16 protein-coding genes and 2 pseudogenes are annotated in these 15,982 nt (G+C 67.4%); 11 read left to right on the top strand and 7 right to left on the bottom strand.

The genetic code is table 11. The annotated features are described in order from the left end of the window. The first annotated feature begins 35 nt into the window (after positions 1-35). A complete protein-coding gene (locus CSW63_RS07025; protein ID WP_062095692.1) occupies positions 36-413 on the top strand; it encodes a thiol-disulfide oxidoreductase DCC family protein in 378 nt (125 codons plus the stop codon). Here CSW63_RS07025 and CSW63_RS07020 read toward each other — a convergent pair whose 3' ends face one another. Both CSW63_RS07020 and CSW63_RS07015 read right to left on the bottom strand, forming a co-directional pair. Beyond that, positions 414-1,442 carry an AI-2E family transporter gene (locus tag CSW63_RS07020; RefSeq protein ID WP_062095694.1) on the bottom strand — a complete coding sequence of 343 codons (1,029 nt, stop codon included), beginning with the start codon at positions 1,440-1,442 and terminating at the stop codon, positions 414-416. 69 nt (positions 1,443-1,511) lie between these two features. Further along, entirely contained in the window at positions 1,512-2,132 is a 621-nt protein-coding gene (locus CSW63_RS07015; RefSeq protein ID WP_062095696.1) for a TIGR02466 family protein, read from the bottom strand. Positions 2,133-2,192: 60 nt separating this feature from the next. On the opposite strand from CSW63_RS07015, the gene CSW63_RS07010 reads away from it, so the two are divergent. From CSW63_RS07010 to CSW63_RS23500, 4 genes and pseudogenes are all read left to right on the top strand, one after another. Beyond that, complete coding sequence (locus CSW63_RS07010) at positions 2,193-2,510, top strand: hypothetical protein (RefSeq protein WP_127846946.1); 318 nt, start codon at positions 2,193-2,195, stop codon at positions 2,508-2,510. Between the two features lie 3 nt (positions 2,511-2,513). Then, positions 2,514-2,795, top strand: coding sequence for a type II toxin-antitoxin system RelE/ParE family toxin (locus tag CSW63_RS07005; RefSeq protein WP_062095699.1), 282 nt, complete (start codon positions 2,514-2,516; stop codon positions 2,793-2,795). Positions 2,796-2,824: 29 nt separating this feature from the next. After that, complete coding sequence (gene uvrC, locus CSW63_RS07000; protein ID WP_062095701.1) at positions 2,825-4,744, top strand: excinuclease ABC subunit UvrC; 1,920 nt, start codon at positions 2,825-2,827, stop codon at positions 4,742-4,744. Between the two features lie 26 nt (positions 4,745-4,770). Next, positions 4,771-4,855, top strand: a pseudogene (locus tag CSW63_RS23500) (hypothetical protein); the annotation flags it as partial. 32 nt (positions 4,856-4,887) lie between these two features. On the opposite strand, the gene CSW63_RS06995 reads toward CSW63_RS23500, so the two are convergent. Next, the gene (locus CSW63_RS06995) at positions 4,888-5,247 is read right to left on the bottom strand and encodes a CZB domain-containing protein (protein ID WP_082749451.1); all 360 of its coding nucleotides are present in this window, start codon (positions 5,245-5,247) and stop codon (positions 4,888-4,890) included. 431 nt (positions 5,248-5,678) lie between these two features. On the opposite strand from CSW63_RS06995, the gene CSW63_RS06990 reads away from it, so the two are divergent. After that, positions 5,679-6,248, top strand: coding sequence for a sigma-70 family RNA polymerase sigma factor (locus CSW63_RS06990; protein ID WP_062095702.1), 570 nt, complete (start codon positions 5,679-5,681; stop codon positions 6,246-6,248). A 148-nt stretch (positions 6,249-6,396) separates the two neighbouring features. Here the strand turns inward: CSW63_RS06990 and CSW63_RS06985 are convergent, their stop codons facing one another. Both CSW63_RS06985 and CSW63_RS06980 read right to left on the bottom strand, forming a co-directional pair. After that, positions 6,397-7,581 carry a class V aminotransferase gene (locus CSW63_RS06985; RefSeq protein ID WP_062095704.1) on the bottom strand — a complete coding sequence of 395 codons (1,185 nt, stop codon included), beginning with the start codon at positions 7,579-7,581 and terminating at the stop codon, positions 6,397-6,399. Beyond that, positions 7,557-8,348 (bottom strand): tryptophan 2,3-dioxygenase, encoded by a 792-nt coding sequence (locus tag CSW63_RS06980; protein WP_062095706.1) that lies wholly within the window; start codon positions 8,346-8,348, stop codon positions 7,557-7,559. The genes CSW63_RS06985 and CSW63_RS06980 overlap by 25 nt, the downstream gene beginning before the upstream one ends. 103 nt (positions 8,349-8,451) lie before the next feature. Here CSW63_RS06980 and CSW63_RS06975 point away from each other — a divergent pair, with 103 nt between their 5' ends. The 4 genes and pseudogenes from CSW63_RS06975 to CSW63_RS06960 all read left to right on the top strand — a co-directional run bounded on the left by CSW63_RS06975 (position 8,452) and on the right by CSW63_RS06960 (position 11,689). Then, complete coding sequence (locus tag CSW63_RS06975) at positions 8,452-8,910, top strand: Lrp/AsnC family transcriptional regulator (RefSeq protein WP_082749452.1); 459 nt, start codon at positions 8,452-8,454, stop codon at positions 8,908-8,910. Between the two features lie 137 nt (positions 8,911-9,047). After that, positions 9,048-10,216 (top strand): annotated as a pseudogene (locus CSW63_RS06970) (carbohydrate porin). 46 nt (positions 10,217-10,262) lie between these two features. Then, the gene (locus CSW63_RS06965) at positions 10,263-11,249 is read left to right on the top strand and encodes a glycosyltransferase family 2 protein (RefSeq protein ID WP_062095712.1); all 987 of its coding nucleotides are present in this window, start codon (positions 10,263-10,265) and stop codon (positions 11,247-11,249) included. Next, positions 11,246-11,689, top strand: a complete 444-nt coding sequence (locus CSW63_RS06960) for a GtrA family protein (RefSeq protein WP_062095714.1) — start codon at positions 11,246-11,248, stop codon at positions 11,687-11,689. The genes CSW63_RS06965 and CSW63_RS06960 overlap by 4 nt, the downstream gene beginning before the upstream one ends. A gap of 7 nt (positions 11,690-11,696) precedes the next feature. Here CSW63_RS06960 and CSW63_RS06955 read toward each other — a convergent pair whose 3' ends face one another. After that, on the bottom strand, positions 11,697-13,619 hold the full coding sequence (locus tag CSW63_RS06955; RefSeq protein WP_062095716.1) for a hypothetical protein: 1,923 nt from the start codon (positions 13,617-13,619) through the stop codon (positions 11,697-11,699). Between the two features lie 91 nt (positions 13,620-13,710). Further along, complete coding sequence (locus CSW63_RS06950; protein ID WP_062095718.1) at positions 13,711-15,453, bottom strand: DUF6311 domain-containing protein; 1,743 nt, start codon at positions 15,451-15,453, stop codon at positions 13,711-13,713. A gap of 129 nt (positions 15,454-15,582) precedes the next feature. Between CSW63_RS06950 and CSW63_RS06945 the strand changes: the two genes are divergently transcribed. Continuing rightward, positions 15,583-15,960: a VOC family protein gene (locus CSW63_RS06945; RefSeq protein WP_062095720.1), complete on the top strand. Its 378-nt coding sequence runs from the start codon at positions 15,583-15,585 to the stop codon at positions 15,958-15,960. Positions 15,961-15,982: the final 22 nt, after the last annotated feature.

Raw genomic sequence — 15,982 nt, 5'->3', positions numbered from 1 at the left:
TTCCGTCCCCGCCCGCGCAGCCCCATATCTTCACCATGGCCACAGCGACCGCCCAAGACCCGCACCTGACCGTCTGGTTCGACGGCGCCTGCCCTCTGTGCCTGCGCGAGATCGCCTTGATGCGCCGCCTGGATCGCAAGGGTGCGATCCAGTTCCTGGATGTCACCGACGGCGAGACGACCTGCCCAATCGACCGCGCGGAGCTCTTGGCCCGCTTCCATGCGCGCGAGGACGGCCAGTTGCTGTCTGGCGCCGCAGCCTTCGCGGCGATGTGGCGGGCGATCCCCGTCTTGCGGCCATTCGGGCTGCTGGCCCGCGCTCCGTGGGCATTGAGGATCCTCGAAGCGCTCTACGTCCGCTTCCTACGGGTGCGACCCAGACTGCAAGCGCTGGTCGCCCGCCGCCATCCGTAGCTATTCCGCCGGCTCCATCGGCGTGGGATCGCCATCGTGCGAGATCAGCACCGCCAGCCAGCGCAAATCCTCGTACTGGGCCAGGGCGTACATCAGCGCCAGCGTCAGCGGGATGGCGAGAAACGCGCCGGGGACGCCCCAGATCACCGTCCACATGCCCACCGCGATCAGACTGGCCGCCGGGTCGATATTCTGGCTGTCGGCCTGCATCTTCGGCAGCACCAGATTGCCGATGATCGACGACATGATCTGGATGCCCACGAACACGATGATCGCCGGCGTCAGGCTGGGAAACTGCAGCAGCGCGAACAGGGTCGGTCCGACGCTGCCGACCAGCACGCCCAGCACCGGCAGGTAAGAGAACAGGAAGATCACCAGGCTCCAGAACAGGGCGTTCTCAAGCCCCACCGCCAGCATCACCGCCCCCGCGCCGGCCGCGATCATCAGGCCGGTGACCGACTGGACGTACATGTAGCTTTCCACGCCGGTGAAGCTGCGCTCCAGCACCATGGCCAAGCCCCGACCGCCGCGTGAGGCGACAATCTGGTCCACGCGCTTCTCGATCATCGGCTTGGAGATCAGCAGGAAGAACAGGTAGATCAGCGTCAGGCCAAGGCCCGCCGTCGCGTCCTGGACGCTGGTCAGCAACTGATCCGCCACAGGGCCCAGTTCGACCTTCTGGGTCAGGGCCTCAAGGCTGAGGGTTCCGCCGCCCGGCGGATGGATCAGGGCCAGCAACTGATCGATGCGCGCCAGCATCGCCGGTATCCGCTCGACAATCTGGGACGCCCCCTCAATCACCACCGCCATGCTGAAGACGATGACCGCCCCGACGATCACCGCCGTGACAGCGAACACCATCCAGGGCCGCGCCTTGGGCATCAGGCGCACCACCCGATCGCTCAACGACATAATCAAAATCGCCAGCACCAGCGCCAGGGCGAACGGCCACAGCACGGTGCGGAACACGTAGAGCAGCCCCGCCGCCACGGCGAAGTTCACCAGGAACGATGCGCCCGTCTTGCTCATTTGGCCCCGCGCGAAAATCCAGGACAAACCCGTCCTGAGCGGGGCCTAGCATTTCCCAAAGGGAAAGCGCTACCGCCAGGCGTAGTTGAAGCTGACGCTGATCCGCTGCTCGTCGGCCTGGTTGGGCGTGACCTCGTGGCGCAGCCAGCTTTCCCACATCAGGATCGCGCCGGGCGACGGCTGGACATAGACGAACGGCTGCAGGCCCTCGGGCGCGTCGGCCTCGCGGGTCGGGGCGGCCATCATCATCGGCAGACGCGGATCCTCGAACTTGATGGCCGAGGCGCCTGGCGGGATGGTCACATAGACCGTGCCGGAGATGACGCTGTGCGGGTGGATATGGCCGGTGTGCTGGCCGCCCGGCTCCAGGATGTTGATCCAGAAGCTGTCCATGACCAGCTTGCCGGCGCCTAGATCAAAGCAAAGGGTCTTGGCGAAGGCGGCCGCGTGCTTGTCGAGCTTCTTCTTCAGCTCGGCGAACAGGCTGTCGCGCAGCGGCAGGTCGTTCAGCGAGGCGTAGGAGGTGTAGCCCAGATACCCCTTGTTGTAGGCCCAGGCCTGCCCGGCCTCGTCCTCCTCGGCGATGGCGACGCAGGCATCGTGCAGGTCGTCGATGAAGGCGTCAAAGCCCTTCTCGCCGGCCAGGGAGGCTTCATAGAGCGGGGTGACGAAGAGGCTGCGTGGGGTCATGGCGGCGTCATAGCGCCCGCAGGCGTTGACGACAAATCACGGATGGAACATCATGAGAACATGGCTGACGGTGACCTCATCCTGAAAATCGATCCGGAACTCGCCGAGCGCCTGAGGGCTCGCGCCGAGGCCGCGGGCCAGAGCGTGGAGGCGTATGCGCGAGACGTCCTCGGGCGCGACGCCGAGCAATCGGGCCTAGCGGAGCGAGAACCGCGTTGGGACGGCCCCTTGGCACGCCCTCCTGAAGACGACCTCGACCAGGATTCTGAAGCCTATGCCGAGTACCTCGACCGGATTTGCGATGAAGCCGAGCGGACCGGTGGCGTGCCTTTCGAGGTCTTCCGAGAACGTCTCCGCAATCTCGGCCAGCGCCGCTGATCCATGTATCGGGTCGTCGTCACCCCGGCGGCCATGGCCGATGTCGACTATATGGAGGACTGGCTGCTAGCACGGCGCGCGCACTACGCGCTCGACCTCAGTGACGCCCTCGGCGCCGCCGTGGACCGGCTCGTCGACCATCCCCAGCGCGCACCGATGAGCCGCGATGGCCGCTATCGCGAACTCTACGTCACCTTTCACTCGAACCGGTACGTGATCCAGTACCGCGTGCGCGGCGACCGCGTGACGATCGCGCGCATCCGACACAGCCTGGAACATCGCTGAACGCCCCGGACTCGCCTATATCTGCCTCCGTGACCGACATCCCCTCCGCCTCCGACACCGAAGCCCCCCGCCAGCCGACACCTCTTTGGGGCGCCGCCCTGATCAAGGACGAGGTCACGCGCCTGCCCGACACGCCGGGCGTCTATCGCATGATCGGCGAGGGCGACGAGGTCCTGTATGTCGGCAAGGCCAAGAGCCTGAAGAAGCGCGTCGTCCAGTACGCCCAGGGCCGCTTCCACACCAACCGCATCGCCCACATGGTCGACGCGACGCGGGCCATGGAGTTCGTCACCACCCGCACCGAAGCCGACGCCCTGCTGCTCGAGATCAACCTGATCAAGCAGCTCAAGCCCCGCTTCAACGTGCTGCTGCGCGACGACAAGAGCTTTCCCGAGATCGTCATCCGCCGCGACCACGACGCCCCGCAACTGCGCAAGCACCGCGGGGCCCACACCATCAAGGGTGACTATTTCGGGCCGTTCGCCAGCGCCTGGGCGGTGAACCGCACGCTGAACACCCTGCAGAAGGCCTTCCTGCTGCGCTCGTGCAGCGACAGCGTCTACGAGACGCGCGACCGGCCGTGCATGCTGCACCAGATCAAGCGCTGCGCCGCCCCCTGCACCGGCCTGATCGGCAAGGACGACTACCAAGCGCTGGTCGACCAGGCCGAGGCCTTCCTGCGGGGCAAATCCCGCGCGGTCATGGCCAGCATGGCCAAGCAGATGGAAGAGGCCGCCGAGGATCTGGAGTTCGAACGCGCCGCCCGCCTGCGCGACCGCATCCGCGCCCTCTCGGCCGTGGCCCAGGAGACCCAGATCAATCCCGAGACCGTGGAGGAGGCCGACGTCGTGGCCCTGCACGTCGAGGGCGGCCAGGCCTGCGTGCAGGTATTCTTCTTCCGCGCCGGCCAGAACTGGGGCAACCGCGCCTACTTCCCGCGCGTCACCGGCAACGCCGACGAGTCCGAGGACGAGACCACAACCGAGGAGCAGCGGATCCTCACGGCGTTCCTGGGCCAGTTCTACGACGACAAGCCGATCCCGCGCCTGATCCTGGCCAATGTCCAACCGGCCGAGAGCGAACTCTTGTCCGAGGCCTTCGCCCTGAAGAGCGGCCGCAAGGTCGAGATCAGCGTCCCTAAGCGCGGCGAGAAGGCCGACCTCGTCCAGCACGCCCTGACCAACGCCAAGGAAGCCCTGGGCCGCAAGATGGCCGAGGGCTCGGCCCAGACCAAGCTGCTCGCCGGGGTGGCTGAGGCCTTCAAGCTGGACGCCCCGCCGGAGCGGATCGAGGTCTACGACAACAGCCACATCCAGGGCACGAACGCCGTCGGCGGCATGATCGTGGCGGGCCCGGAAGGCTTCATGAAGGGCCAGTACCGCAAGTTCAACATCAAGAGCACCGAGCTCACGCCCGGCGACGACTACGGCATGATGAAGGAGGTGCTGCGCCGCCGCTTCGCGCGCCTCGTGAAGGAAGAGGAAGAGGGCGACGACGCCAATCGGCCAGACCTTGTGCTGGTCGACGGCGGCAAGGGCCAGCTGGACGCGGCGCTGGAGATCATGGCCGACCTCGGGGTCGACGACATCGCCGTCGTCGGCGTCGCCAAGGGGCCAGACCGCGACGCCGGGCTGGAGCGGTTCTTCATCCCCGGCCAGACGCCGTTCATGCTCGAGCCCAAGTCGCCGGTTCTCTACTACCTGCAGCGGCTGCGCGACGAAGCCCACCGCTTTGCCATCGGCGCCCACCGCACCCGCCGCAGCATGGATCTGAAGAAGAACCCGCTCGATGAGATCGAGGGTGTGGGTCCCGGCCGCAAGAAGGCCCTGCTGCACGCCTTCGGCTCGGCCAAGGGCGTCAGCCGCGCCAGCGTCGAGGACCTGGTCAAGGTCGACGGCGTCAGCCAGGCCCTGGCCGAGCGGATCTTCGGGTTTTTCCGGAAGGGGTAGTCGCGCTTACAGCCCTCACCTTCCCCGTGTCATCCCGGCCGCAGCGCGCAGCGCGGAGAGCCGGGACCCAGGGGCGGCGCACGGCGTTTCGTCACCCCTGGGTCCCGGATCGCCCCTCCGGGCCGTCCGGGATGACATGGATTTTACGCCGCCACCGTCGCCGCCGCCTTCATGCGCCGGAACGCCGCGTTCAGGTCGGCCAGGGCGTAAGCGAAGGGCGTGCCGTTGCGGAGCGCCCGCTGGGCCTCGACATGGGCGCCGCGATTGGCCAGCTCGGCCACCTCAGCGGCGCGCAGGTGGAAGTCGCGATGCGCCTCCAAGAGACCCAGGAACGCATGGTTCCCCGCCCAGCGCCGCGAGCCCTCGCCGTGCAGCCAGCATCCGGTGGGGCAAAGACGGTCGGACTTCAGTTCGCGGACGTCGAACGTCCGCTGCTCGGCAATGGCCGCGCCAAGCGTCTCTCGGATCTGCGTGTGTTGGTGTGCGTGCTCAAGGAAATCCATTGCCAAACCTTTCGGTTCAAACATGGGGCGATATGTCGCGTAACTTGGTTTCCGAACCGTTTCCGCCCCCGCCCTCCATCCACAGCTTGAGGCGGTTTTCCCCGGTTTGGACGTGGCGAGGGGGGCGGACAAGGTTAGCTTCGCTTGGTTCGCATCCGAGCCTGATCGGATTATCCAGCGGCACAGCTTTCCGACGGCCTAGCACAAGCTCTCGGCGCTGCTCACCTAGTCCATGAGGTCCGCTTGCTGATTGGCGTGAGCGCCCCCTATCAACATGCAACCGCCCTCGGTCTCGTGGCTGCGTTTGAAGCTGAAATCCCGCGACTGAAGGGCGCTGAGGACTGTGGCGGCTTAACCATAACAGCGTTCTCTCGGGAACCTCCCCCGCTCCTGCTCGTTGTAGAGCTCGAGATTGTGTCGAGGAGGCCAAGATGGACCAGCAGACCCAGAAGCTTTTTGAGCGTGACCTGGTCGCTCTGATCCCGCACCTGCGCGCTTTCGCCCGCTCGCTGTGCGGCAATCCCGCGATGGCCGACGATCTGGCGCAGGAGGCGGTGGCCAAAGCCTGGGCCAGCCGCAAGAGCTTCACCATGGGCACAAACATGAAGGCCTGGACCTTCATGATCCTGCGCAACCAGTTCTATTCCGACAAGCGCCGCAGCTGGCGCTCGGTGGCGCTGGACCAGGAAATGGCCGAGCGCACCCTGGTGGCCAACACCAATTTCGACGGCGCGATCGCCCTGGACGACCTGCGCCAGGCGATGCTGATGCTGCCCGAGAACCAGCGCGAGGCGCTGATCCTGATCGGCGCCGGCGGCTTCTCTTACGAAGAGGCGGCCGAGATGATCGGCGTCGCCGTCGGCACGGTGAAGAGCCGCGTCAGCCGCGCCCGCGCAGAGCTGGTCAACCTGTTCGAGAGCGGCGACTATGTCCGCGACGGCAAGCCCGCCGGCGAAGCCATGGCCTCGATGCTGCGCACGCTGGAACTGCTGGCGGCTTAGGGCTTAAGCGCGCCCTCTTACAATTCCCGTGTCATCCCGGGCGGCGAAGCCGACCCGGGACCCAGGGGCGGCGGGCACTGAGTCTCGTCACCCCCTGGGTCCCGGATAAGCGCTGCGCGCTTTCCGGGATGACACGACTTTTGTGTCTCTACAGCCCCGCACACATCCCGCAGAACGCCGCGATATCCGCCTCGTCGTGGTACACTGACAGCCCCACCCGCAGCACGTCGTCACGCACGTCGACCACCACGCCCTTGTCGGCCAGCGCGTGCTTCCAGGCGTTGGCGCTGGCGTGGCGCAGGGCCAGGAACCGGGCCTGCGGGCCGTTGCCCGGCGGGTTCAGCACCACCGCTTCGCGCAAAGGCCCCGCCTCACCCGCCACGATCTTCTCCAGCAGACTCACTTGCAGCGCTCGGGCATGGTCAGCGACGGACGCCGTGGTCAGGCCCTCGGCCTCCAGCATCCGCCCCGCAGCGACAAAGCGATAGAGTCCCGAGGGATCAAAGGTCGCGCCCATGAAGCGTCCGGCGTCGGTCACGTAGCCGACCCCGCCGGGCGGGCCTTCCAGATCACCGAACTCGGCGTACCAGCCGGTCAGCACCGGGCGCGGGCCAAAGCCGGGCGGCGCGTGAAGGAACGCTGCGCCCTCCCCCGCCATGGCGTACTTGTAGCCGCCCGAGACGTAGAACACCCGATCGGCCAAGGCCGAGAGATCGGTGGGGACGGCGCGAAAGCCGTGATAGCCGTCGACCACCACCCACGGCCCCTGGGGGCGCGAAACATCGGCCAGCTCCCAAACGCGCCCGAAGACGAAACCGGTCTTGAAGAACACATGGCTGACGAAGATCAGGTCGTGGTCGCCCGTCCGCGCGGCGGCCAGGAACCGTTCAGCGAAGTCGGGCCCCTCGGCGTCGATGAGGGTCAGGGTGATCTCGCCGGACTCGACCCAGCGCTGGGCCTGGCGACGGAACGAGTGGAACTCGCCGTTGGTTGACAGCACCCGCAATGGCCGCGGTCGGTCGATCGCCGAGACCAGGGTCGCCAGCAACAGATGGGTGTTAGGCGCGAAGACCACGGTGTCGGAAGATGGCAGGTTCAGCTCGCGCGCCACCAGCCCCTGCGCGGCTGGGTAGACCTGGCCCAGGGCCTTGTCCCACTTGTGGTCGGCGAGGACTGCGGCGTCCTCCCAGGCCTCGACCTGGGCGGCCAGCGTCACGTCCGGCCACAGGTGGTGGCTGTGGGCGGCCATGTGCAGGCGCCCCGGGGCGGCGGACAGGGCGCGCGAGAACAGGTCCTTGCGCGCGGCCATTACAGCTTGGTCCTCAGCGACCAAAGCTCGGGGAAGGCGCGGCGGCGCAGGGTGCTGGCCAGATAGCCGACCCCGTCGGTGCCGCCGGTGCCCGGGCGCCCGCCGATGATCCGCTCGACGGTCAGCACGTGCTTGTGGCGCCAGGTGACCAGGGCGTCGTCCAGATCGACCAGCTTCTCGGCCAATTGATAGAGCTCCCAATAGCGCTGCGGGTCGCGATAGACCTCCAGCCACGCGGCCTCGACCTCGGGAGAGGGAACATAGGTCTGGCTGAAGTCGCGGTGCAAGGCGGCGTCCGGCACGGCCAGGCCGTGGCGCGGCAGCTGGGCGATGGCCACGTCGTACAGGCTGGGCGACTCCAGGGCCGCCTTGAGCATGGCCAAGGCCTCGGGTCGCTCGGTGTGGAACTTCAGGAAGCTCTGGTCCTTCAGGCCGAGCAAGTACTCCAGCGCCCGGAACTGGTGCGACTGAAAGCCAGAGCTCGTTCCCAGATCATCGCGGAAGCTGAGGTAGTCGGCGGGCGTCATGGTGGCCAGCACGTCCCAGGACAGGGTCATCACCGTCTGGATCCGCGAGACTCGCGCCAGGGCCTTATAGGCCGGTTCGACGTCGCCGCCGGCGATCAACTTCATGGCCAGGGCGACCTCGTGGAGGATCTCCTTGAGCCACAGCTCCTTGGTCTGGTGGATGACGATGAACAAGAGTTCGTCGTGCCGGTCGCTCAGCGGCTTCTGAGCCGAGAGCAGTTCGTCGAGCGCGAGGTATCGCGCGTAGGTCATGTCTTGCGCCATGGAGCGACCTTAAGCGGCGTTCGGACGGACATTGTTCTGGTTTGCGCGCCGAGCGTCGAGCCGAGTAAAACATCGTTCTGACTTTCTGGAGAACAGCAGAACGATGGCCGCTCTCAGCCGCATGGACCTCTCCATCCTCCGCATCCTGGAGGCCGACGCCCGTATCTCGTTCGCCGCCCTGGCCGAGCGGGTGGGGCTGTCGAAGTCCCCGTGCTGGTCCCGCGTGCAGGCGCTGGAGAAGCAAGGCGTCATCGCCGGCTACCACGCCCGTCTCGACGCCAAGGCCTTGGGCAAGGGGCTGACGGTCTACGCGCTGGCCACCGTGGAGTTCGCCCGCTACGAAGCCTTCGAGGCGGCGGTCACGCGTCATCCGGCCATCACTGACTGCTACTCCACGGCCGGGGCGGGCGACTACCTGCTGCGCATCGTCGCGGCCGACGTCGAGGACCTCGACCAGCTGCTGCGCAAGGAGCTGAGCCAGATGCCGGGCGTGCAGCGCTACACCACCACCGTCTGCATGAAGGCGATCAAGGAAGGCGGGATGGTGACGGCGGGGCTGTGAGCGCGCGTGCGGCAGCGTGCCGCAGCCGAAAACGGCGAAGTAAGACCCTGTTAAACCTAATCTTTTACCTCAAACAAGCGCGCCGTCGCGACACTGGCCGCCTAGAGGACCCAGAAGGGGTCTGGAGGCGAACCACAATGAACAGCCGTAACCTCCTCGTCGCGTATAGCGTTCTGGGCCTCTCTCTGGCAGGCGCCGCGAGCCCCGCCCTGGCCGGTGACGCTCTGACCCTGAAGCTCGACTACGCGGCCGACGTGGCCGGCGTCGTGCGGGGCGGTACGACCCACAAGGCCCGGGTGCTCGACAACCTCAAGCTCTCCGCAGACCTGGACCTGGAGTCGGCCATGGGCTGGTCCGGCGCCACGCTTCACGTGTCGGCCCTGAACAATTCGGGCGCCATGCCCAACGACGACGCCGGCACGCTGCAGGGCGTCAACAATATCGAAGTCAGCCAGCAGCGCGCGCGCCTGTTCGAGGCCTTTGTCGAGCAGAGCTTCGCCGGCGGCCGGGGCTCAGCCCTGGTGGGCCTCTACGACGTCAACAGCGAGTTCTACGCCAATGAGAGCGCCGCCTGCTGATCGCGCCCGCCTTCGGGATCGGCTCGGAACTGGCGGCGACGGGCCCGAACGGTCCCTCGATCTTCCCGTCCACCGCCCTCTCGGCGCGCCTGCGCTGGACCACGGAAAGCGGCGGCTATGTGCAAGGCGCGGTGATCAACGCTCGCGCCGGCGTGCCCGGCGATCCGGGCGGCCCTGACTTCAGCTTCGACGACGGCATGCTGGCGATCGGCGAGGCCGGCTGGAGCGGCGCCGGCAAGGTGGCCGTCGGCGGTTGGGCCTATTCCAAGCGCCAGGACGACTGGCGCGACGTCACCGCCGCCGGCGACCCGGTCCAACGCCGCGCCTATGGCGCCTATGTCCTGGCGGAGCGGCGGATCAAGGGCGGCGAGGACGAGCCGGGCCGGATCACGGCGTTCGCGCGCGCCGGGATCTCCGACGGGGTCACCAGCCCCTTCCGGGGCGGCTGGCAAGCCGGGCTGCTGATTGAACAGCCCGTGGCGAGCCGACCGGCCAGCCAGGCCTCGTTCGGGATCAATCAGGCCTACCTCTCGCATCGCGAGCGCGCCAACGCGCGCGACGCGGGCATGAACCCCGGCCACACTGAAACCGCGCTGGAAGCCACCTACGCCGACAGCTTTGGTCCGGTCACGCTGCAACCCGACCTGCAGTACGTGCTCCGCCCCTCGGGGAACCGCGACGCGCGCCACGCGATCGTGGCGACTCTGCGCGTGAGGATCGGCTTCTAGCCCTCACCTCTTCCCCCTGGGCGCGCAACGCGGCTAAACCAGCATCATGGTTGAAGCCGCCGCGTCCGCCCTGCCCGTCGTCGCCCCGCGTTCGCGCGTCGGCAAGAGGCTGTCGATCATCGCGCCCTGCTACAACGAGCAGGCAGTGCTGGATCTCTTCTTTGAGCAAATCGACGCCGAGCTGGCCAAGCTGGGCGTCGACTACGAGATCGTCTGCGTCAACGACGGCAGCCGCGACAACACCCTGGCGGTGCTGCTCAAGCACCACCAGCGCGACCCGCGCATCAAGATCATCAACCTGGCCCGCAACTTCGGCAAGGAGACCGCCCTGTCGGCGGGGTTGGACGCCGCGTGTGGCGACATGGTGGTGCCGATCGACTGCGACCTGCAGGATCCACCCGAACTCATCGGCCAGTTCATCGACGCCTGGGAGGCCGGCGCCGACGTGGCCTATGGCGTGCGGATCGACCGGACGTCCGATGGTTTCCTCAAACGCGCCACGGCCCAGGGCTTCTACCGCGCCTTCAACAGGCTGTCCGACGTCGACCTGCCCTACAACGCCGGAGACTATCGATTGATGGACCGGCGCGTGGTCGAGGTGCTCAAGCAACTGCCCGAACGCAACCGGTTCATGAAGGGCCTGTTCGCCTGGGTGGGCTTCAAGCAGACGGCCGTGCCCTATGTGCGCCCCGAGCGCGCCGCCGGGACCAGCTCCTTCCGCTACTGGAAACTGTGGAACTTCGCCCTGGACGGCATCACCTCGTTCAGCAGCGCGCCGATCCGGATCTGGAGCTATGTGGGCCTGATCGCCGGGGTGCTGGCCTGCGGCATGGCGGGTCTGATCGTCGTGCGAACCCTGCTGTTTGGCCGCGACGTGCCCGGCTACCCCTCGTTGATGGTGGTGATCCTGCTGAGCTTTGGCCTGCAGATGCTGGCCATCGGATCGCTAGGCGAATACGTCGCCCGCATCTATCAAGAGGTGAAGAACCGACCGCTCTACGTGGTGATGGACCGCTACGGGTTCGACGCGTGAGCCTGGCGGCCCTGCTGACCCCCGCGCGGCGGGACTTCCTGCTGTCGGCGCTGCGTTATGGCGTGGCGGGCGTCTTCAATACCCTGGTCGGCTTCTCGATCATCCTGGCCCTGGACCTGGGCCTGCGCCTGGACCCGCATCTGGCCAACGCCATCGGCTACGCGATCGGGATCTGCGTCAGCTTCGTCCTGAGCAAGCTCTTCGTCTTCAAGGCCCGCAAGACCGCGCGCTCGGCGCCGGCACGCTATGTCGTCGCCGTGGCCGCCGCCTTCGCCCTGAACCAGGGCGTGCTGACCCTGGCCAAGCTGGTGCTGCCGACCGGACCGCTATGGAGCGTGGCGGCCCAGGGGTCGGCGGCGGTGAGCTACACCGCCGCCCTGTTCCTGCTGAGCCACTTCTGGGTCTTCGCCCACGCCCCGAGCGCTGGCGAGAAAGCCTGAGCCGAGCTTAGGGCTGGCCCGCGCCGACGATCCGCATCGCCTCCAGACCCGCGCCCAGCATCCGGGTGTCCTCGCCCAGTCCCAGCGACTTGGGCGTCGCCGCGTCGGGACTTTCGATCGTGACGAGCAGGGTCGGGCCCTTCAGCGCCTCGGGCGACAGCGGCACGACGAAGCCGTGATTGACCGCCTTCTGGCGATCGAACACGAAGCGCTCCTGCGCGCCGCCCGGGACCGAGACGATCACCGTGCGCTTGGAGTCCGGCAGAGGCAGGAAGGCGAAGGTCGCAACCTCCAACACCGGCGACTTCAGGCTCCGCTGCCAGTCGGCGATCGGGACCTCGACCGTCGAGCGCTTGCCGTCCGCCCAGACGCCGCCGATCTCGGGCACGGACCACCCCTCGCGCAGATACGGCACGCCCGAGGCGCCTTGCTTGAACCGCAGGGACGGCGGCTCCAGGCACGGACCGGCCACCACGACCACCAGGCCGAGCGGCGCGCCCGAGCGGCAGCCGGGCTTGTCATAGGCGTCGCCGGCCAGGGTGACGATGTAGGGCACGTCGCCGGCGCGGTCGGGTCGGCCGTCCTGCATCAGGCTCAGGACATTGGCGCCGTGGGCCGACTGCAGCATGGCGATCGTGCCCATATAGGTCACGATCGGCGTCGGAAACTCAGCCGAGAACATCGCCGCGTCGCCGTGCAGGCCGCGGGTGACACGGACCTGACGGATGTCCTCCATGATCGCGTTGACGCGCGGCACGTCCATCACGCTCGGACGGACATAGAGCGCCAGCATCACCGCGATCTGGGCGATGACGGCCAGAGCCACGCCCGCCCGGAGCCGGCGGTCGCCCAAGGTCTCTTCCGCCGAGACGCCCCGGACGCCCAGCACCGTCAAGCCCCACAGCGGGACCACGAAGGCCAGCATCGAGAACACCCCGAAACTGTGCTTCAGCACCGCATAGGGCGAGCCGTCGCCGGTGAGCTTCAGCACCGCGTACTGCGCCAGCATGGCCGCACCGCAGGCTGCGCCCAGCGCGGCGAACATCAGGGCCGAGGTGTCGGCCGCCTCATGCTCGGGATCGTCCACCGGACGCAGCAGATGGACCAGCAGAACCCAGGCCGACAGGGCCAGCAGCAGCGCCGAGACGCCCGCCAGGGCCTCCAGCGACAGGTTGACGCCGAGGTTCACGCTGCCGTTGTTGCCGGCGATGAACTTCATCTTGCTGAAGAACGGGTTCAGCACGATCGCGGCCGGAATGGCGATCAAGCCCGTCAGGCCGATCGGCTCGAACTTGCGGGTCCGCAGGATCTCACGCAGCCAGGTCACGCCCAGCATGGCCATCAAGGCCCCGGCCAGTTGCAGGGTCGGCACCAGGTGGAAGCAGCCGCAGAAGGCGACGGCCGCCACCGCGAACAGCACGAAATCGCGTCGCGAACGCCGTAGCAGCACCACCGCGATGGTCAGGGCGATCAGGTTGACGCCCTCGCCCACGATCTGTGGGAAGAAGAAGTTGTCGATCAACTCGCCGCCGAACGCGCCGCGCGTGATCTTGATGTTGACCAGGCTGAGCACCAGCGCCAGGACCAGGAAGGTCAGCGACACCCGCCGCGCCTGCTCGAACAGGCAGATCCAGGCCACCGCCGCCGAGAGCACGCCGGCCATCAGCAGCGCGTTCAGATGCTGCCAGCCGAGGGTCGCGAACAGGCCCGCGAAACGGTGGCTGAGCTTGGGGTAGTAGGCCATCTCGGCCATCCACTCGTGCCCCTGCAGCGGGATGATGAACGCATGGCGCACCACCTCCATGACCTGCAGGTGATAAGAGCTGTCGACCGAAAGCGACAGCATGCGGTTGGCCGACAGCGCCGCCGCCAGCACCAGGCACCACAGCGCCGCCGCGCCGATCCACAGCCAAGCTTTCTTGTTCAACACGCCCCGCCCCCATACGGCTCCATCGCGCTCGCGCGGAAGGAGTACTAGCAAGCCCTTGCGAGCCGACAAAACCCTCGTTTGCCAGGCGGGATCAAGGCGGCCCGGCCACCTCCCCCGGTTTCAGCGCGCGAAGGCCATGCACGCCGCCCAGATCCCGTCCGCAGGCGACGCCTCGCCCGAACATGTAGCAGTCCGACCGCGCCGCCACGAGGTTCAGGAAGCCGCCCTGAGCCCGCTCGTTGCGCAGGACCACGGTGACGCGGCGGTCGCCGGGCGCGGCGTCGACCGACAGCTCGGGACGCGGCTGGTCGCAGGGTGGATCGTTGTTGCGCGCCGTGGCGAAGGTGTTGGTGGTCCCACCGCCGCGTACGATCGCCAGATTCATCTGGCGGATCACCCTCAGGTCCCGCTGCGACGGACTGCAGAAATAGGCCGGAGCGAACGTCCACGGCCGTCCCACCATGGTCTTGCTGCTGGTCAGGGCCAGGGGATAGGCCGCCCAGTCCGGCTTGGCGAAGACCTCACGCACCGCCAGTCGCAGGTTGCTGGTGTCGACCACCTGCAAGGCGAGGGCGGCGACAAGGCCGGCGAGGGCCGCCTTGCGCGGCAGCTTGGCCGTCCAGGTGACGGCCAGGGCCAGCAGCAGATAGCCCACCAGCCAGAAGAAGCGGCCGTGGGCCCGGAACCCGCCGATGGTTTCGGCCAAGTCGCCGCTCGGCTTGGGAAGCGTGTAGATCGGGGACTTGAAGAGGTAGGCGCTCCAGCCCACCGCCCATAAAAACAGCGCCAGCATCGCCAGGATCAGAGGCGTCCATCGCGCCAGGAACACCTGGCTGACGCCGCGCCGGCGGATCGCGCCCACAGCTTCCGCCAGAGCCATGGCCAGGATCAGCGCCAGCGCTCCGGCGCCCAGATAGTTGAAACCCTCAAACGCCTGACCGCCCGTGGCGTCGAGCGCGCCCTGGAACCATTCGCCCGTCCACGCCTGACCAAACAGCCGCGAGGCCTGCGGCCAGATCGGCCCGACCAAGTTCATCGAGTAGAAGCCCAGGGCCGCCGCCCCGCCGGTCATGCCCAGGCCCTGGTCGTAGCCCAGCACCTTGGTGGCGATCCACACCGCCCAGCCGGCCAGCCCGCCGGCGATCACGGCGTTCCAGACGCCGTCCGGCCGACGCTGGGTGATCTCCGAAAGCCCCGCCGCGCCCAGACAGGCGGCGATTGGAACCAGATGATAGGCGTGGACGCCCGTGGCCAGAAAAGCCAGCCCTGCAAAGGCGAGAGCGCGACGCCAGGTCAGTCCCTCGCGGATCGACCGAATGGCCAGGGTCAGGCTCAGGATCAGGATCCAGTGACCCGACAGGGCGATGTGGCCGAACTGCCGCTCGATCCAGGCCGGAACCACCAGCGACAGCAGGCCGCCCAGTAGCAGGGTCCAGCGATCACGCACGCCCAGCGCCCTGAGCAACGCGATCATGCTCCAGACCTGCAGCGGATAGGACAGGAACAGGAACAGGCCCATCGGATTGAGCCAGCGCGATAGGCCCGTCGCCTTCAGGGCGATCGACAGCCAGGGCAGGCTGTCGGTGAACACGATCGAGATCGGCTTGTCGTGCAGACCCGTCACCGTGGTCACCGGCCAATGCCACGGCTGGCGGACAAAGGCCTCCCACGCCGCCGTCATCGCCGCCATGTCGCCCTTCGGCAGCGCCCAGAATCGCGCCCGATTCAGCGGGATGTCGAAGCCGAACATGAAGCCGCAGAGCAGAACAGGGATCACCGTCGCGGCGACGGCGAACAGGACGCGGTCTCGGTCGAAGGCCTTCGTGATTCTCATGCGCCCCCCAAGTGATGCGCGCCTGCATAGCATCGAACCGGCGACTCGCGCAGCGTGCGGCACAAGGGCCGAAACAGCCTCTAGCCCGACGCACCGCCCGACCGCACAATGTGATCGGGAGGCGCGACCATGACCAACTTCATCCAGGTGACGCCATTCCTGCATGTCCGGGACCTGGAGGCGGCCCTGACCTTCTTCGTCGACCTCTTGGGGTTCGATGTCCCCTACCGCCAACCCGGCTATGCCTATGTTCATCGCGAGACGGTGGGTTTCCGGCTGCTGCAAGCCGAGGAGGACAGCCTCGCCCCCAAGGGCGCAGGTGGCTTCGCCTACTACATCGACGTGCGGGACGTGGACGCCGTCGTCGCCGAACTGAAACCGCGCCTCGCCGCCCTGCCGCCTGAGGACGTTCACGGGCCGGTCGACCAGGGCTATGGCCAGCGCGAGTTCATGGTCCGCGCGCCGGACGGCGGGCTGCTGGTCTTCGGCCAGGCGATCGCGAGATAATTACGCCCGTAATTAGTTTAGA

Source organism: Caulobacter sp. FWC26, assembly GCF_002742645.2.
GTDB lineage: Bacteria > Pseudomonadota > Alphaproteobacteria > Caulobacterales > Caulobacteraceae > Caulobacter.
Note: the sequence above shows the minus strand (reverse complement) of the source record. Positions and strands in the feature narration are given on the sequence as shown.